At 52.0% G+C, this 25024-nt stretch carries 26 protein-coding genes and 1 riboswitch; of the genes, 10 read left to right on the top strand and 16 right to left on the bottom strand.

Going from position 1 to position 25024, the window contains the following annotated elements:
• Nucleotides 1-35: 35 nt before the first annotated feature.
• From ACQ66Q_RS02230 to ACQ66Q_RS02215, 4 genes are read left to right on the top strand one after another with little or no spacing between them, the layout of a single operon-like run.
• The gene (locus ACQ66Q_RS02230; RefSeq protein WP_430455295.1) at nt 36-818 is read left to right on the top strand and encodes an ABC transporter ATP-binding protein; all 783 of its coding nucleotides are present in this window, start codon (nt 36-38) and stop codon (nt 816-818) included.
• Nucleotides 815-1810 carry a FecCD family ABC transporter permease gene (locus ACQ66Q_RS02225; protein ID WP_430455294.1) on the top strand — a complete coding sequence of 332 codons (996 nt, stop codon included), beginning with the start codon at nt 815-817 and terminating at the stop codon, nt 1808-1810. Before ACQ66Q_RS02230 ends, ACQ66Q_RS02225 begins: the two co-directional genes overlap by 4 nt.
• On the top strand, nt 1803-2417 hold the full coding sequence (gene cobO, locus ACQ66Q_RS02220) for a cob(I)yrinic acid a,c-diamide adenosyltransferase (RefSeq protein ID WP_430455293.1): 615 nt from the start codon (nt 1803-1805) through the stop codon (nt 2415-2417). The genes ACQ66Q_RS02225 and cobO overlap by 8 nt, the downstream gene beginning before the upstream one ends.
• Nucleotides 2417-3286: a cobalamin-binding protein gene (locus tag ACQ66Q_RS02215; protein ID WP_430458524.1), complete on the top strand. Its 870-nt coding sequence runs from the start codon at nt 2417-2419 to the stop codon at nt 3284-3286. Before cobO ends, ACQ66Q_RS02215 begins: the two co-directional genes overlap by 1 nt.
• A gap of 12 nt (nt 3287-3298) precedes the next feature.
• Here the strand turns inward: ACQ66Q_RS02215 and ACQ66Q_RS02210 are convergent, their stop codons facing one another.
• Complete coding sequence (locus ACQ66Q_RS02210) at nt 3299-3676, bottom strand: PH domain-containing protein (protein ID WP_430455292.1); 378 nt, start codon at nt 3674-3676, stop codon at nt 3299-3301.
• A 31-nt stretch (nt 3677-3707) separates the two neighbouring features.
• Entirely contained in the window at nt 3708-4781 is a 1074-nt protein-coding gene (locus tag ACQ66Q_RS02205) for an NAD(P)/FAD-dependent oxidoreductase (protein ID WP_430455291.1), read from the bottom strand.
• Nucleotides 4782-4870: 89 nt separating this feature from the next.
• On the opposite strand from ACQ66Q_RS02205, the gene msrA reads away from it, so the two are divergent.
• Nucleotides 4871-5410, top strand: a complete 540-nt coding sequence (gene msrA / locus ACQ66Q_RS02200; protein WP_430455290.1) for a peptide-methionine (S)-S-oxide reductase MsrA — start codon at nt 4871-4873, stop codon at nt 5408-5410.
• Nucleotides 5411-5484: 74 nt separating this feature from the next.
• On the opposite strand, the gene ACQ66Q_RS02195 is transcribed toward msrA, so the two are convergent.
• Nucleotides 5485-7263 (bottom strand): TonB-dependent receptor domain-containing protein, encoded by a 1779-nt coding sequence (locus ACQ66Q_RS02195; protein WP_430455289.1) that lies wholly within the window; start codon nt 7261-7263, stop codon nt 5485-5487.
• A gap of 35 nt (nt 7264-7298) precedes the next feature.
• Nucleotides 7299-7537: riboswitch (cobalamin riboswitch) on the bottom strand.
• Between the two features lie 112 nt (nt 7538-7649).
• Nucleotides 7650-8132, bottom strand: coding sequence for a YajQ family cyclic di-GMP-binding protein (locus tag ACQ66Q_RS02190; RefSeq protein ID WP_208931005.1), 483 nt, complete (start codon nt 8130-8132; stop codon nt 7650-7652).
• A gap of 95 nt (nt 8133-8227) precedes the next feature.
• On the opposite strand from ACQ66Q_RS02190, the gene ACQ66Q_RS02185 reads away from it, so the two are divergent.
• Both ACQ66Q_RS02185 and ACQ66Q_RS02180 read left to right on the top strand, forming a co-directional pair.
• Complete coding sequence (locus tag ACQ66Q_RS02185) at nt 8228-8590, top strand: VanZ family protein (protein ID WP_430455288.1); 363 nt, start codon at nt 8228-8230, stop codon at nt 8588-8590.
• A 2-nt stretch (nt 8591-8592) separates the two neighbouring features.
• Nucleotides 8593-9495 (top strand): ketopantoate reductase family protein, encoded by a 903-nt coding sequence (locus tag ACQ66Q_RS02180; protein ID WP_430455287.1) that lies wholly within the window; start codon nt 8593-8595, stop codon nt 9493-9495.
• 19 nt (nt 9496-9514) lie between these two features.
• Here the strand turns inward: ACQ66Q_RS02180 and thiI are convergent, their stop codons facing one another.
• The 3 genes from thiI to pomA form a co-directional block, all read right to left on the bottom strand.
• Nucleotides 9515-10975 carry a tRNA uracil 4-sulfurtransferase ThiI gene (gene thiI, locus ACQ66Q_RS02175; RefSeq protein WP_430455286.1) on the bottom strand — a complete coding sequence of 487 codons (1461 nt, stop codon included), beginning with the start codon at nt 10973-10975 and terminating at the stop codon, nt 9515-9517.
• Between the two features lie 67 nt (nt 10976-11042).
• Complete coding sequence (locus ACQ66Q_RS02170; RefSeq protein ID WP_377242043.1) at nt 11043-11996, bottom strand: flagellar motor protein MotB; 954 nt, start codon at nt 11994-11996, stop codon at nt 11043-11045.
• Between the two features lie 8 nt (nt 11997-12004).
• Nucleotides 12005-12775: a flagellar motor protein PomA gene (pomA, locus tag ACQ66Q_RS02165; RefSeq protein WP_430455285.1), complete on the bottom strand. Its 771-nt coding sequence runs from the start codon at nt 12773-12775 to the stop codon at nt 12005-12007.
• A gap of 190 nt (nt 12776-12965) precedes the next feature.
• On the opposite strand from pomA, the gene ACQ66Q_RS02160 reads away from it, so the two are divergent.
• Genes ACQ66Q_RS02160 through dxs form a run of 3 tightly spaced genes read left to right on the top strand, consistent with a single transcriptional unit; the run spans nt 12966 to nt 15977 of the window.
• A complete protein-coding gene (locus ACQ66Q_RS02160; RefSeq protein ID WP_430455284.1) occupies nt 12966-13211 on the top strand; it encodes an exodeoxyribonuclease VII small subunit in 246 nt (81 codons plus the stop codon).
• Between the two features lie 4 nt (nt 13212-13215).
• Entirely contained in the window at nt 13216-14100 is an 885-nt protein-coding gene (gene ispA / locus ACQ66Q_RS02155; protein WP_430455283.1) for a (2E,6E)-farnesyl diphosphate synthase, read from the top strand.
• Nucleotides 14101-14114: 14 nt separating this feature from the next.
• Complete coding sequence (gene dxs, locus ACQ66Q_RS02150; RefSeq protein ID WP_430455282.1) at nt 14115-15977, top strand: 1-deoxy-D-xylulose-5-phosphate synthase; 1863 nt, start codon at nt 14115-14117, stop codon at nt 15975-15977.
• A gap of 67 nt (nt 15978-16044) precedes the next feature.
• On the opposite strand, the gene ACQ66Q_RS02145 is transcribed toward dxs, so the two are convergent.
• The 9 genes from ACQ66Q_RS02145 to nrdR form a co-directional block, all read right to left on the bottom strand.
• Nucleotides 16045-19113 carry a diguanylate cyclase gene (locus tag ACQ66Q_RS02145; RefSeq protein ID WP_430455281.1) on the bottom strand — a complete coding sequence of 1023 codons (3069 nt, stop codon included), beginning with the start codon at nt 19111-19113 and terminating at the stop codon, nt 16045-16047.
• Between the two features lie 28 nt (nt 19114-19141).
• The gene (locus ACQ66Q_RS02140) at nt 19142-19612 is read right to left on the bottom strand and encodes a phosphatidylglycerophosphatase A family protein (RefSeq protein ID WP_430455280.1); all 471 of its coding nucleotides are present in this window, start codon (nt 19610-19612) and stop codon (nt 19142-19144) included.
• Nucleotides 19612-20571: a thiamine-phosphate kinase gene (thiL, locus tag ACQ66Q_RS02135; protein ID WP_430455279.1), complete on the bottom strand. Its 960-nt coding sequence runs from the start codon at nt 20569-20571 to the stop codon at nt 19612-19614. The genes ACQ66Q_RS02140 and thiL overlap by 1 nt, the downstream gene beginning before the upstream one ends.
• 28 nt (nt 20572-20599) lie before the next feature.
• Nucleotides 20600-21013, bottom strand: coding sequence for a transcription antitermination factor NusB (gene nusB, locus ACQ66Q_RS02130; protein WP_031565515.1), 414 nt, complete (start codon nt 21011-21013; stop codon nt 20600-20602).
• A 9-nt stretch (nt 21014-21022) separates the two neighbouring features.
• Entirely contained in the window at nt 21023-21487 is a 465-nt protein-coding gene (gene ribH, locus ACQ66Q_RS02125) for a 6,7-dimethyl-8-ribityllumazine synthase (protein WP_031565517.1), read from the bottom strand.
• 87 nt (nt 21488-21574) lie between these two features.
• Nucleotides 21575-22684 (bottom strand): bifunctional 3,4-dihydroxy-2-butanone-4-phosphate synthase/GTP cyclohydrolase II, encoded by a 1110-nt coding sequence (gene ribBA, locus ACQ66Q_RS02120; RefSeq protein WP_430455278.1) that lies wholly within the window; start codon nt 22682-22684, stop codon nt 21575-21577.
• A gap of 47 nt (nt 22685-22731) precedes the next feature.
• Entirely contained in the window at nt 22732-23385 is a 654-nt protein-coding gene (locus ACQ66Q_RS02115; RefSeq protein WP_430455277.1) for a riboflavin synthase, read from the bottom strand.
• Between the two features lie 9 nt (nt 23386-23394).
• Nucleotides 23395-24558, bottom strand: a complete 1164-nt coding sequence (gene ribD, locus ACQ66Q_RS02110; protein ID WP_430455276.1) for a bifunctional diaminohydroxyphosphoribosylaminopyrimidine deaminase/5-amino-6-(5-phosphoribosylamino)uracil reductase RibD — start codon at nt 24556-24558, stop codon at nt 23395-23397.
• Complete coding sequence (gene nrdR, locus ACQ66Q_RS02105; RefSeq protein ID WP_430455275.1) at nt 24555-25013, bottom strand: transcriptional regulator NrdR; 459 nt, start codon at nt 25011-25013, stop codon at nt 24555-24557. Before nrdR ends, ribD begins: the two co-directional genes overlap by 4 nt.
• Between the last annotated feature and the right edge of the window lie 11 nt (nt 25014-25024).

The following is a 25024-nucleotide window of genomic DNA, read 5'->3' as shown; positions in this document are numbered from 1 at the left end:
CTTTGCCATAGCCCTTCTTTTCGGTGCAGCATTCAATGACTGACACGTCGGTGTTACTGCAATGCCAACAGGTCCAACTGCAACTCCCCGGCGGATTCGTGCTTGGGCCACTGAGTTTTGCTCTGGAAGCCGGCAAAATTTATGGATTACTCGGCGCCAACGGTGCCGGCAAATCGACGTTATTACAAGTGTTGGCCGCACTGAAATCACCCGATCAGGGTCAGGTACTGCTACAGCAACAGCCACTGCAACAACTCGAGCCACGCGCCCGCGCCCGCCAGTTAGCCTATTTAAGTCAGCAGCAACCACCCACAGAGATGTCAGTGCAGCAATTGCTGCAATTGGGCTTAATGCCGCATAAAGCCTTGTGGCAAACAGATAGCCGTGCAGACAAAGCCGCGATGGACGCAGCCCTCAGTCAGGTTGGCCTTGCCGACAAAGCATCGGCATTGCTGCGCCACTTATCCGGTGGTGAACAACAACGTGCCCACCTGGCCCGGGTTCTGGTGCAGCAGGCCAGCGTCTTGTTACTTGATGAGCCGGTCAATCATCTGGACATCCACTATCAACATCAACTGCTGGCGATATTACGCCGCAGTGGTCTGACCGTTCTTGCCAGTTTTCACGACATTAATCTGGCGGCAGCTTATTGTGATGAGTTGCTGGTGTTACAGCACGGACAGCTGCTGGCGGCTGGCACTCCGGCACAGGTGCTGCAACCTCAACTGCTGGAACAGGTATATGGCCGGCCTTGTCTGGTTGATAACAGCCCGTTTGATCAGCACTGCAGAGTAACCTTTGCCCCGGAGCGCCGATGACCCGCCGTCTCTTATTGCAGATGCTACTTTTAGCCGGGGCATTGGCTGTCAGTGTAATGACGGCTCTAAAGATTGGCGTAGTAGATTTGCCGCTCTGGTCTTTGTTAACCGGTCAGGCGACTGACCCGCTGCCGCAGCAAATATTCTGGCAATTGCGCCTGCCCCGCGTATTGCTGGCAGGACTGGCCGGCGCAGCACTGGCGCTTTGTGGCGCTTTACTACAGCTACTTAGCCGCAACGAGCTGGCCGATCCGTATTTATTTGGCGTGGTGTCCGGAGCTGCACTCGGCGCCACCATCAGCAGTTTGTTGTTCCCGGCGCTGGCACTGGCGTTGCCGGCAGCCGCATTTGCCGGTGCGCTGATCGCGATCCTGCTGGTGCTGACACTGGCGCAACGGGCCGCCACTCAGGGCATGCAATCCCTCAGCACTTTGTTGCTGACTGGCCTTGCCGTGTCATTTTGTGCCAGCGCACTGGCCAGTTTATTGCTGTATCAGGCCGACAGTTTCGCCGCCAACCGGATTATGTTCTGGTTAATGGGCAGTCTCAGCCACGCTGACTGGCTGGCCGTACAGTTACTGGCGGTTTCACTGGCCGTGACCTTCGTTGTGTGTAGTCTTGGCCGCCGCCAACTGCTGGCGCTGGCCTGGTCGGACGATATGGCAAAAAGTCTTGGTGTTGCTGTTTCGCGCTGGCGCCTGCTGTTGCTGTTACTTTGTGCCCTATTGACCGCTGTGGTGGTCGCCTATTGTGGCGGCATTGGCTTTGTCGGGCTGATGATCCCACACCTGATCCGGCTTATGTTCGGTGGCCAGATCCTGACATTGTTATTCGGCAGTGCGCTTGGTGGCGCGATTTTTCTGATCTGGGTTGATACCATCGCCCGTAGTGCGCTGGCACCACAAGAATTGCCCATTGGCATTCTGACCGCCTTATGCGGCAGTGCGTTTTTTCTGTTGTTAATTAGCCGACGCCGGAGTCCAAATGAGTAATGAAGTGCCTGTACCGGAAGAGAAAACCGGTCACCAGAAACGCCAGCAAAAGCTGAAAGAACAGGTCGATGCTCGTATCGCCAGTGCAACTATCGATAAAGGCTTGTTGCTGGTGATCACCGGCAATGGCAAGGGCAAGTCGACTGCCGGGTTTGGCGTGGTGGCGCGCGCCACCGGTCATGGTCAGAAGGCCGCCGTCGTGCAGTTTATTAAAGGTGGCTGGGACTGCGGTGAACGTAACCTGCTGCAGCAACATGGCGTGCCGTTTGCGGTAATGGCCACCGGTTTTACCTGGGATACACAAAACCGCGAAACCGACAGCGCTGCGGCGCAACAGGTCTGGCAACAGGCTAAACAGTTTTTGCAGGATCCGGCGCTCAATCTGGTATTGCTCGATGAGCTGACCTATATGGTCGCCTATGACTATATTGCGCTCGATGACGTCTTAGCCGCGTTGCAGAACCGGCCAGCTACCCAACACGTGGTGATCACCGGTCGGGGCTGCCACCGCGCCTTGCTGGAACTGGCCGATACCGTCAGTGAAGTGCAGAATATCAAACATGCATTTGATTCCGGAGTCCGGGCGCAACAGGGAGTGGATTGGTGATGCGCCGCGCGGTCAGCGCACTATTGTTGCTGCTTTGGACATCGCCGTTATTGGCCGCCCAAAGCCCGCGACTCGTGGTGTTGGCGCCTCACCTGGTCGAACAGCTGTACAGTATTGGTGCTGGTGGCATGATTGTCGGCACCGTCGAACATGCTGATTATCCACTTGCGGCCGCTGCGATCCCCCGGGTCGGCAATTATGCCGGCTTGCAACTGGAAAGCATTCTGGCACTAAAACCTGATTTGGTGCTGTTTTGGCAAAGCGGCAGCCCGGCGGCTGAGATCAGTCAGTTACAACGGCTCGGCATCCGCACGGCAGGCTTTGAGCCTAAAACGCTGGATGATATTGCCACAGATCTGGAGCGGCTCGGTAGCCTGACCGGACATCAAGCGCAAGCCAGCCAACAGGCCCGCGCGGTACGGGATCGCCTGGCCGCACTGCGCCAGCAATATCAGCAGAAAAAAACCGTGCGGGTGTTTTACGAATTATGGGACGAGCCGCTGTCGACGATTGGTCCGGCAGCATGGCCTGCACAGGCCTTGCAGCTGTGTGGTGCGGCAAATATCTTTGCTGACGCCACCGCAGCTTATCCGCAGGTCAGTGCTGAAGCGCTATTGCAACGCCAGCCGGATTTGATTGTGCAGCCGGTATCAACGACTGAACCACGCCGCCTGACGGACTACTCCACACGTTTTGCCAGCCTCAAAGCCGTACAGCTGCAACAACGGGCGCAACCGAACGCCGACTTATTGCACCGTGCCACCATCCGCACCCTGGATGGCGTGGCTGAACTTTGCCAGCTGATAGACCACAGCCGGCAGTTTTATGCGACTAAGTCTGGCGCCTCGCCGCAGCCTATGCCGCGATAAAACGCCAACACTTTAGCGACAGGCGTAAGTCGCCAGCGCTTTTTGCACAGCGATAATATTGCCGTCTTTGCTAAAGGTTTTCCGCAGTGGCTCCGTTGTGCTGCTGAGCCAAATCACCAGTTCTGATTCCAGATCAAAGTGGCCTTTGGTTTCAGCACTGAAGCGCACAATCGAGCGGTAAGGTACTGACATATATTCTTTCTTTGAACCGGTAATGCCTTGTTTATCAATCAGGATCAACCGTTTATTGGTAAACACTATCATATCGCGCAGCAGCTTAAATGCTTGCTCTGGCTGTTCGCCGTCAGCCAGCAAGCTGGCCAGCTCGGCTTCAACTTCGGCTACATCAATTGCACCGGCATTCCCCAACAATCCACTGAACAATCCCATCTTAACTCCTTTATCGTCAATGCCTTGCCATTCAGGCGTTGTCCAGCATAGAGTCAATGCCCACGGCTGACAAGTCAGTCACATTTAATGGCGCCGGCAGCAGAAATGCTGCGGCCTGTCGCCCGGCCAAATAAGCATTTTCGACCCGCCCTCCAAGACTCCAGTCACCGGCCAGCACCAACTGTTGGGTTTTGTCCGTTAGCAACCCGGGAGCCGGCTGCGCCGGATTAAAACTGGCATAGAGCCAGCGATGGCAAAGTGACTCGCTAACGCTGACTTTTTGGCCGATGATGCGGCTGAATTCCAGCTGGGCCAACGCCACCAGTTCTTCCGGACTAGCCTCCAGTAATTGCAGACTGGTGGCGGCATTAAAATGCAACAACCATTGTTCGGTGATGCCGGCTCTGCCAGGTTTGGCACTTTGCCGGGCACACCAGCTGAGCGGTCCTTCTTTGACAAAAATGCCATCCGCCGGATGCTCGACCGCGCTCTTCAGCTGCAGTGAAACCGCCCAACACGGCAATAGCAGCGCTGAAGGGATCTGCAAGGCCAGCGGATGTTCCGCCAGCAACTGGCGGCTTTGCTCTGGCGGACAGGTTAGGATCACAGCGTCAAATCCCGGATAGCTGGCCCCTTCCGCCGAGCTTAACGTCCATTCGCCGCCGTGCTGACTGCTAAAGCTGCTTTGACTGAAGCTCAGTTCCGTGATGCGGCAGTTCAGATACAGCGTTGTGTCATCCAGCAGATTCTTCACTAGCTGATGCATTGTTGGCGTGCTGACATAACGGCTCTGGCCGTCAGTAGAAGGCAACAACAAACCATGCTGCCAGACATAAGGATCAAAATCCCAGCGCTGAACCACCCCTTGTGCCAACCAGCCCTGCAATGCCTTTACAAACTGGGGATGGCGGGCGGTAAAATACTGCGCACCAAAATCTAAGGGGTAAAACGGCAGGGCCACATCCATCGACTCCACCCGTTTCGACGTCATGCGCCCACCTGGGCCCCGGGCTTTGTCAAACACCACTACCTCAGCATCATTCTGGCGAAGCTGTTGGGCCGCACTGGCACCGGTCATCCCTGCGCCGATAATCGCAACTCGCATTTTTTTCTCCATCTCTGTCATCTGTTGGCCTGCGGGTACGTATTAGACTACGCTATCGGGCATTCAACAGATTGGTTCGGGGATTAAACATGGCACAACTGGCAACTTTTGCAGGCGGATGTTTCTGGTGTATCGAAGCCGCGCTGGCGCAAGTTCGTGGCGTTTCACAAGTGGTCAGTGGTTATATGGGTGGTACCAGTGCAAACGCCAACTATCGCGCGGTCTGCACCGGCACCACCGGTCATGCCGAAGTGGTTCAGCTGAGCTACGATCCGGCGCAGGTCAGTTTTGAATTGCTGCTCGAGATGTTTTTCCAATTACATGACCCGACTACGTTAAACCGGCAAGGCAATGACGTCGGCACGCAGTACCGCTCCGAGATTTTCGCCCATGATGAAGCGCAGCTTGAGACAGCCCGGCAATTTATCAGCTCAGCACAAGCTGATTTCAACGCGCCTATTGTCACCGCGATCAGCCGTGCCAGCACTTTTTATCCGGCGGAGGCTTACCATCAGGATTATTTCAATCAGAACCCACAACAGTCTTATTGTGCTTATCTGATTGCGCCAAAGCTGGCTAAATTCAGCGAATCATATGCACCCTATCTGAAAACTGCTGCGCGCATTTGACAGCTTTACTCAAACCACTGAAATAAAAAAGCCACCTGACTAAAGGTGGCTTTTGCTGAATAAGCGACTCATCCTCAGAACTGCGCTACCTGAATACCAAACATCAACTCGAGGCCAGCCTGCCGATAGCCATAATCGGTCTGATAGCTGCGATTGAGCAGATTATCTACTTTCAGTTGTAAGCGGATTTGCGAGTCCCACTGATAAGTCGTGCCAACACCAAACAACACGACAGATGCCAAATCCGGGACTTTGGTACCAAAGTTATCACCGGAGAAGGTGCGGGAACGGAAATGCGTATTCAAACCTATCGTCCACCGCTCTATTTGGCGATCGAGCTGTAAATTGGCCTGATGCCGCGGTCGCTTGCTCAGCTGCTGCTTTTTCACAACGTCCCGGCTATTCAGCCAGCTATAGTTAAACGACAGGTCCACGTCAGACAGACGCAAGGTTTGGCTGAATTCTAGGCCTTCAAACTGAGCCAACTCGACATTTTCCAGTACTTGGTTTTTACGCTGGATCAGGTTGGTCAGGTCACGCTTAAACAACACCAGGCTGCTTTGCGCGCTTCCGTCGATATAGTCCAGCCCGATTTCACGCGACAGCGACTCTTCCGGCTTCAGTGCCGGATTACTAAAGCCTGGCCAATACAACTCATTAAATGAAGGGACTTTAAAACCGGTGCCCTGACTGGCACGCAGCTGCAGTGCCTTGGTCAGCTGATAACCGGCACCCAGCTCATAACTGTTTTCGCCGCCATAGCCGCTGACCTGATCGCGCCGGCCGGTGCCGTCCAATAACCAATCGCCAAATTGTGCACTGAGTCCGGCAAAACCACTGCGGTTGGTGCGGCTGTCGCTGACGTATTGGCTACCGCTTTTGCGCACTTCTTCCTGATACCAGTTTCCGCCGACTAAGGCACTGATGTTGTTGGTCAGAGCAAACTGGCTCTGAGCGTCCACTTCGTCACGTTGGGTGCGGAACAAACTTTCCGCCGCTTTGTTGCCGTAGTTCAGGTCATCGTCCAGGTTATGCGCCAGTTTCAGTTGGTGCGTCCCACCAAGACCGCTGCCTTGCCATTGCAGTTGGTGCAGGTCCTGACGCATTTCTGCTTCATCGCCGCCCCAGCTATTGTCATATTCATACACACCATCATTGACCTGTGACTGCCATTGCCATAAACCAAACTGGTTATCCAGTTCAGCACCAGCTTTGACATAAGTTTGTTCGAAACCGTCGCGGTCCGGGTCGCCATTGACTGTGGCATTAAAACCTTCGGCCATCGCAGTGCCGACAGCGCCAAACACTTTAACGTTATCAATCTGTTGGCTACCAGCGAGGTTGGCTTCGGTATGTTTATGACTACCCGCTTTGGCATTGAAGGTCAGATTGTCGCTGCGACGGCTGGAAATGGCGATCACGCCGCCGAGGGCATCTGAACCATAAAGAGCCGCTTTGGGTCCGCGGATAATTTCAATCTTTTCAATTTGCTCCAATGGCAGCATTGCTAAAGACTGGTAACCCAATGTCGCAGCACCGATCCGTACGCCATCCAATAACACCAGCGTATGACCACTTTTACCACCGCGGATAAAAATACTACTGGTTTGACCGCGACCGCCCTGACGTAACACCGTCACGCCTGGCACTTGTTGCAATAAAGCAGGCAAATCGCGCACCTGTGCCGCCTCAATTGCTGCCCGGTCCAATACTGTCACGCTGGTTAATGTCTCACTGACCGGCTTGGCCTGCCGGCTGGCGTAGACAGAGATATGTTCAAGATTAGATTCTGCAGGTTGCGCCAAAGCGCCGGTGCTGGCCACAGCAAGGGCCAGTAAAGAAAATTTCGACATGTTGACTCCACTGCACATGCCCGCCGCATGTGGTTGGTTGATGAAATTTTCAGGCCGGTCTCCGGGCTGATCCTGTTGTCGGGGCCGACAGCGACATGTCCCTTCCCATCCGAAGACAGTGGTGGCGTGACACGGTGTTGCCATTCGCGTATGCACGAAGGCGTTACCACAAAATTTACCGTTGCGGGGGCAGCGCTGGATTGGGTCAGAATGACGGACACCAGCTTCCCGTTTCACTGCGAACTAACGCAGCACCTGAAAATGCGCGCTCAGTTTAGCGATGAGGCGGAGAATGTCAATGAATTCAGCAATCCAGACGGCTGCTGATATTTGGCTGAGGGTAAGCCTGCTTTGCCACGCAAAGCAGGCTGTGACTGCAAAGCGGATTAGTCGCGGAAATTCTGATATTGCAGCGGCTGACCTAAATCAGTTGCGCGCAATAAGGCTATGGCTTCCTGCAGATCGTCGCGTTTTTTACCGGTGATCCGCACTTCGTCGCCTTGAATTGACGCTTGTACTTTCAGTTTGCTGTCTTTAATCAGGTTGACGATTTTTTTCGCCAGCTCTTTTTCAACACCTTGTTTCACGGTGAGCTGTTGGCTACAAGTCTTGCCGGAAAACTCGACCTTTGCCGATTCAAAGGACCGGATGTCCAAACCACGTTTGATGGCTTTATTAAAAAACAGATCTTTCATCTGGGTCAGCTGCGGTTCGGCTTCCGCTTTCATCGTCACTGTTGTTTCTTTGACGCTGAATTCAGCCTGGACACCGCGAAAATCAAAACGGGTAGCCAGTTCCCGGTTGGCGTTGTCCACGGCGTTCAGCACTTCCTGCTGATCCGCTTTAGAAACGATGTCAAATGTTGGCATGTGGCGCTCCTGATAATCCAAATTTTACGGCTGGCGATTATAACGCTGCGCGCCGTATAATCCGAGTATCTTGGTGTCATTTCAGGTGTTTTTCCGTGCTTCCACTGCAAAAACCGCTTGCCGTCTCATTGTTTTTCGCCCTGCTGTCACTGGCCACTTATGGTTTTCTTAAAGATGTCAGTGGTATTCCATCTGGCTGGATGCCGAATGATAAAGTGATGCATGTGTTGGTATTTTTCGCACTGACCCTGAGTTTTAAACAAGCTTTTACCCGATCTTTTCTATACGCCTTTGTGCTGCTCGCAGTTTACGGCGCGTTGATTGAAGTGGCACAGGCGACTTTCACCAGCCGGATGGGTGATCCGCTGGACTGGTTGGCAGACGTCGCCGGTATCCTGCTCGCTGCTGCATTGGTACGATATTTACCGGCACATTGGTTCGTCCGTCAGGCAGCATGAAAATGTCAGAGCAACACCCTGCCATTGGCATTGTCGGCCAAGGTGCTATCGGTCTGTTAGCGGCCAGTCAGCTGGCACTGCGGCACTTACCATGTCACCTGCTGACGCGGGACTCACAGCTGGCAACATTGGTGCTGAATTTCCGTCAACAACAACAGGACCATTCGTTACTGCTGAATTGCCGACAGCCGCTGCAGCCTTTGCCATTGTTGCTGGTGCCTGTAAAAGCATTTTCCGTAGCACAGGCGTTGCAACAATGGTTGCCGAGCTGTGCGCCCGATGCCGATATTGTGCTGTGTCACAATGGTATGGGCACGCTGGAGCTGGCGCAGTCGCAGCTAAAAAGCAGCCAAAAGCTCTGGTTTGCCAGTACCACCCATGGCGCATTAAAATCCGGACCGCATCGGCTGCAGCATACCGGGGTCGGTCGCACCATGCTGGGCCCCATCAATGCATTAGCCTGTCATTCATCACCACCCGAAGCCGTGCTTGCTGCCGCGTTAGGTCCTCTGCAGGTTGTGACCGATATCCTGCCGGCGCTGTGGCAAAAACTGGCGGTTAACGCGGTGATTAATCCGCTGACCGCACTGCTGATGGTCAAAAATGGCGAGCTGACTAAACCGCAATATCGGCGCCAAATCGACTTGTTGATACACGAATTCTGCCTGGTGGCACAGGCCAAAGGCCAGATGTTTGACCCGCAGACGCTGAGTCAGATGGTACTGGACGTCGCGGCAAATACGGCCGGTAATTTTTCGTCCATGCAGCAAGACCGGGCACTACAGCGCCCGGATGAACTGGAATTTATTACGGGTTTTTTATTAAAAACCGCTACAGAAGCTGGAGTCGCGATACCGGCGCATCAGCAGCTCTATCAGCAACTGCGCGCGGTAAAACCGGCCTGATGTTTCAGGCAAGTTTCATTCAGGCTTTTTTATACACACCGACATTCTGGTAGCCCTGCTCTTTGAGCAGCAATGCCTGCAGCCGGCTCATTACACCGCGGTCACAATACAGATAATATTGTTTCGATTGATCCAGCGCGGCAAATTGACTGGCGATACGGAAAAACGGCAGTTCCTGCACGGCATGACTGTCGAGTTGTAACGGATGCAAATCCGTTTCATCCGGCGCGCGCACATCCAAGACAATGGCGTCAGCCGGCAATACAGATTCGGTTGCCACAGTTGTTAGTTGCTGATCAGCCTGGTACTCGACAGTGCGGATATCCAGTACTTTTGCCTCAACACTGACTTTTTCCAGAATGCTGAAATCAAAGTGGTGCTCAGCTGCATGGACATCTGCCAAGACGGCATTGATGGTTGGACTACGCGAGATCACGCCACAGTATTCCGGCATCGTTTTCGCCATATCTTCGACACCAATAGCGCGAGCGATATCAATAATTTCCTGTTTATCCTGATAAATCAGCGGCCGCAGGATCAGTGTCTCAGTGACCCGGTCGATGACATTGAGGTTCACGATAGTCTGGCTGGCAACCTGGCCGATACTTTCGCCAGTGACAACCGCTTTGACGTTGAGGCTTTCAGCCACAGTTGCCGCGGCACGCATCATCATGCGTTTTAACACGACGCCCATCAGGCCTGACGGGATCCGGGCTAATATTTCGTCGACGACAGGGGCAAAATCTACTGATACGAACTTGACCTTGTGCGACAAACTATATTTTTGCCAAATATAAAATGCCATCTGGCGCACACCGGTTTCATGGGCTGCACCACCCAGATTAAAAAAGAGGAAATGGGTACGCAGGCCCTTACGGATCATCAGATAACTAGCCACTGCGGAATCAAAACCACCCGAAATCAATGACAACACATCGCCCTGGCTTGGCAGTGGAAAGCCACCCATGCCCTGATAAATGCGTTTTTTCATTAACAGCTTGTCGCGGCGGATCTCAAGCTGTACTGATACATCCGGGTTCTTCAGCTGGACACGCGCCGTAGGAATATGTTGATTCAGACCGCCGCCTATGTAGCGCTCCGCGTCCAGTGAACTGAATTCATGATCGCCGTTGCGCCGCACCCGCACGACAAAACTTTTACCGGCAAGCTCGTCACGGTATAACGCCAGTACTTGTTCAAAAATATGGTGAAGAGATTCAAATCCTGCCGACTGCATTTCGGCAAATTGCACGATGCCCGGGATACACTGCAGATGCTCCGCCATTTGCTGACGTAAAGTGTCGTCATCTTTGTCCAGCCTCACCGTCAGATGATCATACAAATTCTGCACTTCGACCGCGGGATCAAGCCGCAACAAAATCGTTTTGATGTTTTGTTCCAGCAACATGGTCTGGCGTTTGCGCACCGACTTACTCTTGATGGAGATCTCTGGATGCAGTTTGACAATAAATTCAATCATGGGACTACCGGACAAAAAAACGGGCGCTGATTATACAGCGCCCTTGTCTGAAGTGCGACAGCCGAATTTATGGCTGTTTGACCGGTGTTGGCTGTGCCGGTGGTTGTTTTAACTGGATCGGATCCGATTCTTTCGCCTTCCCTTGCAGAATCGAAATCTCTACCCGACGATTGCGTTTGCGGTTTTGCTCAGTGTCGTTGTCGACCAATGGCCTCGTATCAGCGTGTCCGACCACGACCAAACGGTTTTTATCCATCCCGGTGCCATTCAGCAGTTCAACAGCGACAGATACTGCCCGCTTCGACGATAACTCCCAGTTATTACTATTCAGTTCATCCGATACTTGATCGTTATCGGTATGACCAGATACTGTCACTTCGCCTGGAATATCGCGCAATATAGCGCCAATCTGCTGAATAATTGGTTTAAATCGTGGCTGCAGGAAGGTAGAGCCAGACGGAAATGAACCGTTTTCTTTGATGCGGATAATGATTTGTTGACCTAAAGACTCCAGTTCGATAGCACCATCCTGGATCTGTTCATGCATCATCTCAGCAACTTTTTTTGCCAACTCATTAGTTTGTTGCTGGTCCTGAGCACTGTTTTCACTGGCAGCCGATGACTGGGCATCGGTATTGTCTGATGCGCCACCAGTCTGTTCGCCGCGTTGTTCTTGCACACCACCGGATGAATCTTCCTGGCCCGCCTGAAATTCGATGGTTTGCAACGTCATATCAATGGTTTGTTGTTGAATAGTATCAATAGGCGTCGGCTCAGGCCGGCCTGGTCGAAACTCCATTGCAATCACGCTGGTGCCTTTGGGAATATCTTTTACTTCAATTTTATTCTGCACACCAAAAGCAAAAGCCATCGAACCGGCAATTTGCTTGAATTTCTGCACGTCCATTTCGGAGAACGACAACAGCAAAACGAAAAAGCACATTAGTAGTGACATCAAGTCGGCAAAGGTTCCCATGTACGCGGGTAAACCTGGGGGTGGGCACTTCGGACATTCAGCCATAATCTGTCTCAGGCCTCATCTGTTTTAACGGCGCGTTTTTTCTCTTTGATATAATTGCGAAGCACGCCTTCAATGACTTTCGGGTTCTGACCATCCTGAATCCCCATAATGGCATCCAGAATCAGCTGATTATTGGTTTTTTCCTCGTTGTTACGAACAATCATTTTGTCCGCAATTGGCATACATAAACAGTTAGCCTGCAACGCACCATACAAAGTAGTTAACAAAGCAACGGCCATCGCCGGGCCAATCGATTTTGGATCAGACATATTTGCCAGCATCGCGACCAAACCCACCAGCGTGCCGATCATGCCCATTGCTGGGCCCAGGTCACCCAATTGCTTCCAGACACCGACATACACCTCGTGTCGGGCGTAAGTCTGTTCAATATCTTTTTCAAGGGTATTACGGACCACATCCGCGTCATGGCCGTCCACCAGCATGTTGATGCCTTTTTGCATAAAAGGATTGGTGATTTCAGCTTCTTCTAACGCCAAAAAGCCGCCTTTACGGGCGGTATCAGCAAGTTGAACCGATCTTTCGATCAATTCTTCCGGCGACTGAGATTTAAACATAAAGGCTTTACCGGCTGCGGAAAAACAGGATGCCAGTTGTCCCATGGTGAACTTCATCATTACAACCGTGATACTTCCACCAAACACGATGACGATGGAGATAAAATCGTAATACATCATCAGGTTGCCGGAGGCGCTTAAATACATCGCCCAAATCATCATTCCTGTTGTCGCCAGTAAACCTATGTCGGTTGCTAAATCCACTTCTTATCTCCTGCTGAAACAGAACAAACTGATGTACTCATGCTAGCTTACCGCTATCTATCGACCAAGCCAGTGACAATGTTAAATTTTTTTCTGTCAGCCGGCAAAAATAGCATCCAGAGTGGCCTTTCTGATTGACCAGTTCAGGTGGCTGAGGTAACTTTGCGCACAAATCAAGGTGGGGACCGCTATGAGCAAAAAGCAGGCAGAAACTGCTCAGTTCGAAGACAATGTGCGCGAACTGAGTGAAATCGTCCAGCAATTAGAACAAGGTGAACTGACACTTGAGCAGGCATTGGCCCGCTTCGAGCGCGGCATTACCTTGTCCCGCCTGAGTCAACAACAGTTACAGACGGCAGAGCAAAAAGTTCAGCTGTTATTACAACAGGCACAGGGCGAAGCTTTGGTGCCGTTCCAGACTGACTCCGGAGTCTGAACTGATGTTGCAAAACCTTGCCGCTGACCAGCAACGTGTTGGTCAGCAGATGTCAGCGTTGTTGGCCAATTTGACCGTTACTGATCCACGGCTACTGGATGCGATGCAATATAGCCTGTTATTGGGCGGTAAGCGATTGCGGCCATTTCTGGTTTATAGCGTAGGCCGGATGCTCGGTGCCGAGCTGACGGATCTGGACGGCCCGGCAGCAGCCATCGAGTGTTTGCACACTTACTCGCTGATCCACGATGATTTACCGGCGATGGACGACGATGACCTGCGCCGCGGCAAGCCAACCTGTCACAAAGCGTTTGATGAAGCTACCGCTATACTGGCGGGTGATGCACTACAGACATTGGCGTTTGATATTCTGGCCCACCACCCGTATCAACATGTCGATGCAGCCAGCCAACTACAGCTGCTGCGTGAATTAGCGCGACAGTCTGGTTATCATGGGATGTGTGGCGGTCAGGCGATTGACCTGGCGCATACCAATAAAACCATGACACTGTTGGCGCTGGAACATATGCATCAGCTAAAGACCGGTGCATTAATTCAATGTGCAGTGAAGTTCGGCTGGTTATGCAGTAAAGACCAACAGCCCCAGCATTTAAAAGCCCTGCAAAGTTATGCATCAGCGATCGGGCTGGCGTTTCAGGTGCAGGATGATATTCTGGACATCGAAGGCGATACGGCCACGCTTGGCAAACCACAAGGCTCTGATCTGGAAGCCAACAAAGTGACGTATCCGGCTTTGATGGGGCTGGAACCGGCGCGAAAAAAAGCCGAAGAATTGGTCGCGCAGGCACACCAGGCTCTGCACACCTTACCTTATGACACCACTGAACTGGCTGCATTGGCCAGCTATGTGATTGCCCGCAAATTCTGAGCAAGGTTACATTGATGGCGCCTGACATTTCGAACTATCCTCTGCTGGCTAAAGCCAATTTGCCGGCTGAACTGCGGCAGATCCCGCAGGACCAGCTGCCACGTTTGAGTCACGAACTGCGCGACTATTTGCTGCATTGCGTTAGTCAAAGCAGTGGCCATTTCGCTTCTGGCCTTGGCGCTATTGAACTGACCGTTGCCCTGCACTATGTCTACAATACGCCTTTTGATCGGGTGATTTGGGATGTTGGTCACCAAGCCTATCCACATAAAATCCTGACCGGCCGGCGCGAACGGATGCCAACTATCCGCCAACTGAACGGTTTGCACCCGTTTCCATGTCGGGAAGAAAGCGAATATGACACGCTGACCGTTGGCCACTCGTCGACGTCAATCAGCGCCGCATTGGGTATGGCGATTGCTGCCCGTGCCGAGCAAAAGAACCGCAAAGTCGTTGCAGTCATTGGTGATGGCGCTATTACAGCGGGGATGGCATTTGAAGCATTGAATCACGCCGGCGAAGTGCGTCCGGATATGCTGGTGATTTTAAATGACAACGAAATGTCGATCTCTGAGAATGTCGGTGCGTTAAACCGCTACTTTGCCAGGATCTTGTCGGGTAACTTTTATACCAGCCTGCGGGAAGGCGGTAAAAAGATTTTAAGTGGCGTTCCACCGCTACATGAATTAGCCAGCCGCGCCGAGGAGCATTTTAAAGGCATGGTCACGCCGGGTACTTTTTTTGAAGAGCTCGGCTTTAATTACATTGGCCCTATCGATGGCCATGATGTGCTGAATCTGGTCGACACTATCCGCAATATGCGCCAGCTCAAAGGCCCGCAATTGCTGCATATTGTGACGAAAAAAGGTAAAGGCTACGCACCAGCCGAAAAGGATCCAATTGGCTGGCATGCGGTCAGCAAGTTTGACCCAGCCAGTCAAATGCAGCCGAAAAAAGCCGCCAGCCCAAGTTTTTCTAACATTTTCGGTAGCTGGTTATGTGATATGGCCGCGCAAGACCCACAACTGCACGCCATCACACCCGCAATGCGGGAAGGCTCAGATCTGGTACAGTTTTCCAAGACATATCCGGAACGCTATTACGACGTCGCCATCGCTGAACAACACGCGGTGACGCTGGCTGCGGGGCTCGCTATCGAGGGGTTAAAACCAGTCGTCGCAATTTATTCCAGCTTTCTGCAGCGCGGGTATGACCAGTTAATTCATGACGTTGCCCTGCAAAATCTCGATGTAACTTTTGCTATCGACCGCGCAGGTCTTGTCGGCGCCGACGGTGCAACTCATCAGGGCGCCTTTGATTTAAGTTACCTGCGCTGTGTGCCTAATATGCTGATCATGGCACCATCCGATGAAAATGAATGCCGGCAAATGTTGTACACCGCCTATCAGCACAAAGGCCCGGCAGCTGTGCGTTATCCGCGCGGAGCTGCGACCGGCATTGTCCCTGAGCAAACGATGACTGAATTGGCGCTGGGGAAAGGCCGTATCATCACACAGGGTAAAGATATTGCCATTCTGGCATTCGGCACCCTGCTGCACGCTGCAACCAGTGTGGCTGATAAGCTCGGTGCAACACTGGTGGATATGCGGTTTGTCAAACCACTGGATTTGGCACTGCTGCAACAACTGAGTGCCTCACACAGTCAATTTGTTACGCTGGAAGACAATGCGATTGCCGGTGGTGCCGGTTCCGGTGTCAACGAAGCCGTTGCAGCGTTACAGCTACCGGTACAGCTGCTAAATCTGGGGCTGCCGGATCAGTTCATCCGTCATGGCAGTCAGGAGCAGCTTTATGCAGAACTCGGTCTTGACAGTGCCGGTATAGAACAGTCGATCCGACGGCACTTCGCGCTTTAATTCCGGAATAAAAAAACAAAGCCCGGCGCAATTAACCGGGCTTTTTTACTGCTGAAGCTCCGCGGATTCAGTTAATAATACTGTCTTGTTGGCGACCGCTGTTCAGTTCAAACCAGGCCACACCATCAGCCAGTAGTTTCTCAATCTGCGCTTCGATATGGTCGGAATCTTCAAACTCAAAAGCATCAACCTGTCGGTCAAACTGAATACTGGCGACACCATTACGGCCGTTATGCTTCACGTGATACAGCGCCAATTCCGCCAGTTGCAATGAAATTTCCCAACCGATGAGCTGCCCGCCGAGTAACTCCAGCGGGTAAATCGCATAGCCGACTGAACATTGCACCGACACAGTCCTGCCGTCAGGCAATACAAAGGCTTCACTACTAATCAGTTCATTCAGCCGGCAGGCAAATTCACGCACCATATCCAGTGGAATATCCCGCATGACCAGCATAAATTCTTCACCGGCATAGCGCACAACATAGTCAGATCCGCGGGTTTCCCGGATCAACAATCCACTGACCTGTTGCAAAATACTGTCGCCGGCACTGTTACCGAATTTATCGTTGATTACTTTAAAGTTATCTAAATCCAGCTGCATCAGCGCAATACACTTATTCTGCGCCAACATCGATTCCCGGTTTCGTTGGTAATGCTCAATGTCCTTTGGTAGTTGTTCGAACAAAAACCGCCGATTACGCAGGCCTGTTAAAGCGTCTTTATGTGTTAGTTGCGATAACTGCTCATTCAGCTCATTCAGGCGAATATTCGAGGTTTCAAGTTCCTGAGTACGCAGTTTCACCAGCTTGGTCAGCTCAGCTTCACGCAATTGCACGTTCCGCCGCGCCAACCAAAATAAACCATATAACAGAAATAATCCCAACAGTAACCATAAACCCCGATACAGCACGGTTTCATCAAACCGGCGCGGTATCACCAGTTCCAGCTGGGTCTGGCCGGCTAAATCCCAACTCTGGTTCAGGTTTCTGGCCTGCAGGCGGAACAGATAACGACCCGCTGGTAAGTTGGTATAAATCGCTTCGCGCCGGCTGCCGACCTGATGCCAATCCTCGTCAAACCCAACCAATTGATAACGGAACTCCAGCGCCATCGGTTTTAGAAAATCTATCGCGGTATAGCGCAGCGACACATTGCGTTCGTCAGTTTCCAATACCAACCGATTCTGCTCCGGCAACAGGCTATAGAGTTTCTGCGCTTGTATTTGCTGTACGAGTGGCTGATAGGTCTGGCTACTGCTGGCTTTTAATTTCACCGGCACCGCCACCAACCCTTTGAGCGTTGGATACCAAAGCTGATCTTGCCAAAACACTACCTTGCTGGCACCAGAGCCATTGCAACACCGGCCAGGCGCGGTTCCCAGCTGACGTTCATATGGTGTCAAGACTTCTTCAAACAGATTCTGACCCGGTGGCGAATCGCCGAGTAAATGTGGTTGAAAACGAAAAATTCCTTTGAGGGTGCTAACCCAGACATAATCACTGGCGGCATCGTGAAACAGGCTGACCACAGGTTCAAATGGCAAGCCGTTTGATGTATCAAACTGCAGCCACTTCCCATCAAACAACCGGACAAACAAGCCGTCATCAACGGTACCTACCACCAGGGGGCCTTGCGGTAATTGCAGCATCGTCGTAACAAAAGCATTGTAAAGCGGTGTCCCCAAACCAACCCGCAACAGTTTTTCCTGCTGATACTGATAAGCACCACGCGTAGTACCGACCAGCAGCTTTTCCGGGTTGTCCTGGACAAAGGTAATCACACTGGATTCAAACTCGTGATTCAGTGCAAAAGGTATCAGTTCTTGTTGCCATTGGAACAAACCATCATTGGTACCGAGCCAAAAGCCACCGGCCTGACGTTTTTTGATCGTTTTCGTTTTGATGCCGCGTAATGCGTCTGTTAGTGGAGTCAGCTTCCCATCTTCCAACGTCAGTCGCTTGGGACCATTATCGGTCGCCAGTAACCAAGTGGCGCCATCCGGTTCAAGGTCTTGCACCACATTGAGCGGCGTATCACCGGACAGTTGGATCTCGGTATAGTGCTGTGTTTTATCGAGCAGCCCCAGCCGCTGACTGGATGCAATCAACAAAGCATCGTCGGCGGTACGTACGACACTACGCACCATCACATCACGCTGTGCCTGGCCAATGACCCGCTTGATTTTGCCGCGGCTGACCCGATACAAACCGTCGCCAAAACTGCCCAACCAGACGTTTTGCTGTCGATCTTCAAAGATGTCATTAAACTGAGTGGCACTGCCAAGCTCGTCCCTGCTGATCACTTGCCATTGTTGCTGTTGATGGCGGTAAAACAGTTTGTCATAACTGGATACCCAGTCGCCGCCCTGGCTGTCACTATGTAACTGATAAACCGGAACTCCACGATCCATCGGTAGGTTGGCTGGTTGCACCTGCCCTTGTGAGTCGACCAGATAATAACCTTGCTCACTGGCCAGATACATGACGCCGTTTTGCCATAACAAGTCGTAGACCGGATGTTGCGCCAAATCGGCAGGTAAACTGATTTTGTCGAGCTGACCGTTGCGAGCCAGCTTATATAGATAGCGGCTACTACTGACCCAGACGTGTTCAGGAGTGACTGCAATCTGACTCACTGACTCTTTGATCTCTTCGACACGACTGACCTGCCCGTCCCGGATCCGAAACAGATTGTCTGCAGCAACCCATATTTCGCGCTCGCCGACTTCAGCAATGGCGGTCACTTCGCCCAGCACGTTATACCGATCGAATTTCAGCGTGCGGCTGTTCAGGCCTGACAGGCCGGTCATAGTACCGACCCAGATGTAACCCTGACTGTCGGTATATAACCGGGTGATCACGTTACCAATCAGCTGACGACGGGTATTGTTACTGCTGAAACTTTCAAAATGAGTGCCATCAAAGCGGTTCAACCCTTCCAAAGTACCGACCCACAGATAGCCTTGCTGATCCTGGGTGACGGCACGCACGGAATTGTTCGACAGACCGTCAACTGCGGTCCATTGCTTGATGTCGTAGTCGTAGATAGATTGCATTGCCTGGGCGGATGTCAGACATGACCACAACCCAAGCAAAGAGAAATTCAATAAAAAGCAGAAGTGCTTCAGAGACATAGCAACCTGTATACCGGTGGAACGGACCTTACAGAACTAACGATACACCATGCAGTAAGCAACACGCCAGCAATCCGGCGACTAAGTCATCTGCCATCACCCCTAGCCCGCCGGTGACATGCTGGTCAAAAAACCGTACCGGCCAGGGTTTTACGATATCAAGAAACCGAAACAAGACAAAACCGGCACAGAGCCAGGGCCAGCTCAATGGCAACGCCCACATCGTGATAGCAAAACCGACTACCTCGTCAATAACAATACCACCGTGATCTTCGACACCGATATCGCGGCTGGTACGTTCGCTGACGTAAACGCCCAGAACCATCAACGCGATGATCAAGACTGCCGACCAGGCCAACGGCAGCAGCGCCAGACCAAACACTAACGGTATGGCAAACGCAGTACCGACAGTGCCTGGCGCTTTGGGTGACAAACCGGCACCTAGGCCTATAGCCAGCCAATGTTGCCAACTTTTAAGATTAAATGGCTGTTTTTTCATCAGAAATGCTGATATCCGCTATGGTGATAAACAAAAGGCTGATCCAGATGACGTAGTTCCAGCTTGCCGGCAGCGCCCGTGATACGACCAATACAGGTCACCGGTACTCCGTAAGGTGACAGCAGCACTTCAAGTGAACCACGCTTGTCTTCCGGTACTGTGAACAGTAATTCGTAATCTTCGCCACCGGATAACGCACACTGTAGTGCCTGTTGCCAGTCGCAACTATCCTTTAATGCCTGTGACATCGGGATTTTGGCGACGTCGATGATCGCACCAACACCTGAACGTTTCAGGATATGTGGTAAATCGCCACACAAACCATCCGAGATATCCATACAACTGCTGGCAATTGTCCGTAACGCCTGGCCAATGGCGACGCGAGCTGTCGGATAGTGAAAACGCTGCAGAATATGACCACGATGTTTTTTGCTGATCTCGTTTTGACCTTGTTCAACTTTCAGCCCCAGCGCTGCGTCACCCAAAGTACCTGTGACGTAAACATAATCACCGACTTTAGCACCGGCCCGGCTTAACGCCTTACCACGCGGCACTATACCTTTGGCACACAAAGTCAGTGTCAGAGGGCCGCGTGTCGTATCACCGCCGACTAGCTGGCAATTGTAATAATCTGCCGTTTCACTGAGCCCTTCAGCAAAGGCTCTTAACCAATCATTGTCGACTGCAGGTAATGTTAAACCAAGGGATAACCAACATGGCTCTGCGCCCATTGCCGCCAAATCGCTGACATTCACTGCCACCAGTTTATGGCCGAGCGACCGTGGATCAACATTGGGGAAAAAGTGCACACCCTGCACCATGGTATCTGTGGTGACAACTAAATCAAAACCATCGCGGACCTGGATCACGGCACCATCATCACCCACGCCAATACTGACGTCATTACGGCGATAACCTGAGCGGGCGAAACATTGTTCTATCAGTTCAAACTCGTGCATAAAAAAGCCGACTTTCGCCGGCTCTCCATCAGTTTGGTCGCAGTAGCCTGACTGCTTTATCGAGGATGCCGTTGACAAACTTGTGACTGTCGTCGGCGGCGAAGGCTTTGGCCAGTTCAATCGCTTCATTGATCACCACTTTATATGGTACATCAGGACGGAACTTCAGCTCATAAGCGGAAACGCGCAAAATAGCTTTCTCTACCAGATCGATTTCTTCAAACGGACGTTCGACAAATGGCTTCAGCGCATCATCAAGCACGTTCAGATTAACTACCACGCCGCGCAATAAATCCTGAAAAAATCCGACATCCAGATGTTTGGTGTTTTGTTCCAGCAACAGTTGTTGCTCAATATCACCAATCGGATTTTTGCTGACCTGCCAGCTGTAAATTCCTTGAACAGCCAGTGAACGGGACTGACGACGTACATTCGGTTTCATGCAAAAATCCTAGAGTTGAGCCAGAACGTTGACCATTTCCAGTGCAGAAGACGCCGCTTCTCCACCTTTATTGCCCATTTTGGTACCGGCTCGTTCAATGGCCTGCTCGATACTTTCCACCGTCAGCACGCCAAAAGAAACCGGTAAACCGTATTGCATCATGACCTGAGCAATACCTTTGGTGCATTCACCGGCGACATATTCAAAATGTGGTGTACCACCACGGATCACTGCGCCCAGCGCAATGATGGCGTCATATTGTTTGCTGGCAGCAACTTTTTGCACCGCCAAAGGCAACTCAAAAGCACCTGGGATCCGTACGACCGTGATATCAGCGTCGTCGACATTGCCAACCCGCTTTAAAGTATCTACGGCACCGTCGAGCAGACTTTCGACGATAAAGCTGTTAAAACGCGCCACAACGATGGCAAACTTTTTTCCTTTGGCGGACAAGCCAGCTTCAATCACCTGCATCGGAGATCCTCTTTTATGAAGTACTTTGTGAAAAAGGCCGCATATGATAGCACAAGTCCGGCCTTTTCCATCCTGCTTTTGTTTCGCTTATTCTGAAACGTAATCGACGACTTCCAAACCAAAACCGGACAGCGCATGGTAGCGTTTTGGTTGACTGAGTAAGCGCATTTTTTTCACGCCCAGGCTGGCCAAAATCTGTGAGCCGACGCCGACATTGCGGCTGGTGCCTTTCCATGCCGGAGCTCTGAGTTTCTCTCCACGGTCTTCCGCAGCGAAATACTCAACAGTTTGGATTAAATCTTCGGTGGATTCCTGCTTGCCTAACAGCACCAGCACCCCGCCTTCTTTCTGGATCCGCTCCATGGCGCATTGCAGCGAAAAGCTACGATTCGCGCCGCGGTTTGATAACAACAGATCGCTGAACGTGTCATGCAGATGGACCCGCACCAGCGTCGGTTTATCAGCTTCAATCTGACCTTTCACCAAGGCAAAATGCAATTGATTGTCGATGGTATCGCGGAACGTTACCAGGTCAAAATCACCGGCAGCTGTTGGTAAATGACAACGGGCCACCTGCTCAATGGTGGTTTCATTTAAGTTCCGGTATTCAATTAAATCGGCAATTGTGCCGATTTTGATGCCATGTTTGGCAGAGAATTTTTCTAAATCAGGCCGGCGCGACATGGTGCCGTCTTCATTGAGGATTTCGACAATCATCGCGGCCGGTTCCAGCCCTGCTAACCGGGCCAGATCGCATCCGGCTTCAGTGTGACCGGCACGAACCAATACGCCACCATCTTGTGCCATCAACGGGAATATATGACCTGGCTGCACGATGTCCGCAGGTTTCGCATCACGCGCAACAGCAGCTTTAACCGTGCGCGCGCGGTCCGCCGCTGAAATACCGGTCGTGACGCCTTCTGCCGCTTCAATTGACACGGTAAAAGCAGTAGAAAATGGTGATTTATTTTTATCGACCATTAACTGCAAATCCAATTGCTTACAACGCTGACGTGTCAATGTCAGGCAAATCAGGCCACGACCATGTGTCGCCATGAAGTTGACAGCATCCGGAGTAACATACTCTGCCGCCATCACCAGATCACCTTCGTTCTCACGGTCCTCGTCATCCATCAGAATGACCATTTTGCCGTTGCGGATATCGTCAATAATCTCGGCTGGGGTATTTAATTGCATCTCAAATCCTCGGGTACAGGGTTCAGCATCACCAATCAAGGCCATACTCAGAGAAAACCGCTTTGTTGTAATAAATTCATCGTGACATGAGATGCAGGCGCTACAACCTGTTTCCCTTGCAATAATCGTTCGATGTATCGCGCCAGTAAATCCACTTCTAAATGCACTTTACTGCCGGCCTGCAATGCCTGGATGGTGGTTTCGCGGGCGGTATGCGGCACTATGGTCAGACGAAACCCGTTCGTCGTTAATTCATTGACCGTCAGGCTGATGCCATCAATAGTGACTGAGCCTTTTTCAGCAATATAGCGACTGAGTTCGTCCGGTGATTGCAAATAGATTTGCCAGCTCTGTCCGGTTTTTTCGACTTTACTAACGATAGCAATGCCGTCGACGTGACCGCTGACCAAATGACCACCTAACCGGGTGGTCGGTAACAAAGCTTTTTCCAGATTAATACGCTGACCAGTCTGGTAACTGCCAAACAAGGTACGACTCAAGGTTTCGCCTGAGACATCCGCGGTGAAACTGTGTGCGGCGAGCGAGGTCACTGTCAGACAGACACCATTACTGGCGATACTGTCGCCTAATTTCACGTCAGAAAAATCCAGCGTGTCACTTTGGATTGTTAATTGTGCATCCTGGCCGCTGCGTTTAATCGCCGCAATATGGCCAGTTGCTTCAATAATGCCGGTAAACATGGTAAATCCTCACAACTCTGGTGTGGTGCCTGTTTTCAGTAAAGCGGTCAGGCGCAGGTCCGCCCCAACCTGCCGTACATCTTGCCACTGCCAGCGTGGCGCCTGTGACAGTTGACGCAGTCCGCCGGACTTAAGAAGTGGCATGGCATCGGCTCCGAGCAAAAGTGGCGCCTGATATAACACCATTTCATCAATCAATTGTTGCTGCCAAAATGAAGTGGCAAGCGTGCTGCCCGCTTCAACCCAAAGCAAATTGACCTGCCGGCGCCCTAACAGGGTAAGCAATTCTTTCAGGTCGAGCTGACCCACATCATCAAGCCCGAGCCGCAGTCGCGTCACTTGACGGGATACATTCAGCGGACCAACTACCAGCTCAGGCCATTCATCCTGAGGGCCGGCGTGACATAACAGAATATCGCCGCCCTGCTGAAACAACGGCTCATCACCAGTCAGGCGGCAACGTCTGTCCAGAATCACCCGAAGTGGCTGACGCAGAGCGCCGTTTTCTAAACAAGTGACCGCTGCAGAGCGCACGTTCAGTACTGCTTTGTCTGCTTTTACCGTTTCTGCCGTAGATAATATGGCACAGCTTTGCGCACGTAATAATTGCACGTCTTCCCGGGCTGCGGCACCGGTCAACCATTGACTTTGACCATTGGAAAGCGCGACTTTGCCATCAGTACTACAGGCGAGTTTCAACCGGACATAAGGCAGTTGACTGCGCATTTTGTGCAAAAACCCAGGATTGAGAGCTTCAGCATCCGATGCTAATAATCCAACATCAACCTGGATCCCAGCGGCTCTGAGCCTCTCAACGCCGGTCCCAGCCACACTCGGATTCGGGTCCTGCATCGCCACCACCACCCGACTAAGCCCCGCCGCAACTAATGCATCGGCACAAGGGGGTGTACGGCCAAAATGGCTGCACGGCTCAAGTGTGACGTAGGCAGTTGCGCCGGCAGCAGCGGTGCCAGCCTGGCGTAAGGCAAAAACCTCAGCATGAGGACCACCAGCCTGGCGATGATACCCTTCACCAATAACCTGGTTGTCTTTTACAACAACGCAACCCACATTTGGGTTGGGTGGCGTGGTGTAGCGTCCCAGAGCAGCCAACTCAATTGCTCGCTGCATAAATTGATGATCGGTCGCCGAAAAGTCTGTAACCATGTTCATGACCGATCGTCTCCGAGCCGGGCAATTTCTTCGCCGAATTCACGGATATCTTTAAAGGAACGATAAACAGAGGCAAACCGGACGTAGGCGACTTTATCCAGCAATAACAGTTGTTCCATAATGAGATGACCAATCATTTCACTTTGCACCTCGCGCTCGCCGGTCGCACGCAACTGTGACTCAACTTTCGTGATCAGCGACTCGACATCTTCGGTTGGTACCGGACGTTTTTCCAGTGAGCGTTGTAAGCCGCTGCGCAGTTTGTCTTCATTATAGGGTTCACGCGAACCATCGCGCTTGATGATGCGCGGCATCACCAGTTCAGCGGCTTCAAAAGTAGTAAAGCGTTCGTGGCACGCAGTACATTCACGCCGCCGTCTGACCTGATAACCATCGGCAACCAAACGCGAATCGATGACTTTGGTATCGTCCGCCCGGCAAAAAGGACAAAACACAGGACTTCTCC

This window comes from Rheinheimera sp. (assembly GCF_965283995.1).
Lineage (GTDB): Bacteria > Pseudomonadota > Gammaproteobacteria > Enterobacterales > Alteromonadaceae > Pararheinheimera.
The sequence above is the reverse complement of the archived record's forward strand: the minus strand, read 5'-3'. Positions and strand labels throughout refer to the sequence as shown.

Bases quoted from the DNA above. Each gene is read 5' to 3' on its own strand.
- ACQ66Q_RS02180 (WP_430455287.1), top strand. From the start codon at position 8,593: ATGTCAGAGCAACACCCTGCCATTGGCATTGTCGGCCAAGGTGCTATC.
- ribBA (WP_430455278.1), bottom strand. From the start codon at position 22,684: ATGCAATTAAATACCCCAGCCGAGATTATTGACGATATCCGCAACGGC.
- ACQ66Q_RS02190 (WP_208931005.1), bottom strand. From the start codon at position 8,132: ATGCCAACATTTGACATCGTTTCTAAAGCGGATCAGCAGGAAGTGCTG.
- ribD (WP_430455276.1), bottom strand. From the start codon at position 24,558: ATGAACATGGTTACAGACTTTTCGGCGACCGATCATCAATTTATGCAG.
- ACQ66Q_RS02195 (WP_430455289.1), bottom strand. From the start codon at position 7,263: ATGTCGAAATTTTCTTTACTGGCCCTTGCTGTGGCCAGCACCGGCGCT.
- thiI (WP_430455286.1), bottom strand. From the start codon at position 10,975: ATGATTGAATTTATTGTCAAACTGCATCCAGAGATCTCCATCAAGAGT.
- ACQ66Q_RS02140 (WP_430455280.1), bottom strand. From the start codon at position 19,612: ATGAAAAAACAGCCATTTAATCTTAAAAGTTGGCAACATTGGCTGGCT.
- ispA (WP_430455283.1), top strand. From the start codon at position 13,216: ATGTTGCAAAACCTTGCCGCTGACCAGCAACGTGTTGGTCAGCAGATG.
- ACQ66Q_RS02205 (WP_430455291.1), bottom strand. From the start codon at position 4,781: ATGCGAGTTGCGATTATCGGCGCAGGGATGACCGGTGCCAGTGCGGCC.
- ACQ66Q_RS02160 (WP_430455284.1), top strand. From the start codon at position 12,966: ATGAGCAAAAAGCAGGCAGAAACTGCTCAGTTCGAAGACAATGTGCGC.
- ACQ66Q_RS02210 (WP_430455292.1), bottom strand. From the start codon at position 3,676: ATGGGATTGTTCAGTGGATTGTTGGGGAATGCCGGTGCAATTGATGTA.
- ACQ66Q_RS02215 (WP_430458524.1), top strand. From the start codon at position 2,417: ATGCGCCGCGCGGTCAGCGCACTATTGTTGCTGCTTTGGACATCGCCG.
- ACQ66Q_RS02115 (WP_430455277.1), bottom strand. From the start codon at position 23,385: ATGTTTACCGGCATTATTGAAGCAACTGGCCATATTGCGGCGATTAAA.
- dxs (WP_430455282.1), top strand. From the start codon at position 14,115: ATGGCGCCTGACATTTCGAACTATCCTCTGCTGGCTAAAGCCAATTTG.
- msrA (WP_430455290.1), top strand. From the start codon at position 4,871: ATGGCACAACTGGCAACTTTTGCAGGCGGATGTTTCTGGTGTATCGAA.
- ACQ66Q_RS02230 (WP_430455295.1), top strand. From the start codon at position 36: ATGACTGACACGTCGGTGTTACTGCAATGCCAACAGGTCCAACTGCAA.
- nusB (WP_031565515.1), bottom strand. From the start codon at position 21,013: ATGAAACCGAATGTACGTCGTCAGTCCCGTTCACTGGCTGTTCAAGGA.
- cobO (WP_430455293.1), top strand. From the start codon at position 1,803: ATGAGTAATGAAGTGCCTGTACCGGAAGAGAAAACCGGTCACCAGAAA.
- thiL (WP_430455279.1), bottom strand. From the start codon at position 20,571: ATGCACGAGTTTGAACTGATAGAACAATGTTTCGCCCGCTCAGGTTAT.
- ACQ66Q_RS02145 (WP_430455281.1), bottom strand. From the start codon at position 19,113: ATGTCTCTGAAGCACTTCTGCTTTTTATTGAATTTCTCTTTGCTTGGG.
- ACQ66Q_RS02225 (WP_430455294.1), top strand. From the start codon at position 815: ATGACCCGCCGTCTCTTATTGCAGATGCTACTTTTAGCCGGGGCATTG.
- ribH (WP_031565517.1), bottom strand. From the start codon at position 21,487: ATGCAGGTGATTGAAGCTGGCTTGTCCGCCAAAGGAAAAAAGTTTGCC.
- ACQ66Q_RS02170 (WP_377242043.1), bottom strand. From the start codon at position 11,996: ATGGCTGAATGTCCGAAGTGCCCACCCCCAGGTTTACCCGCGTACATG.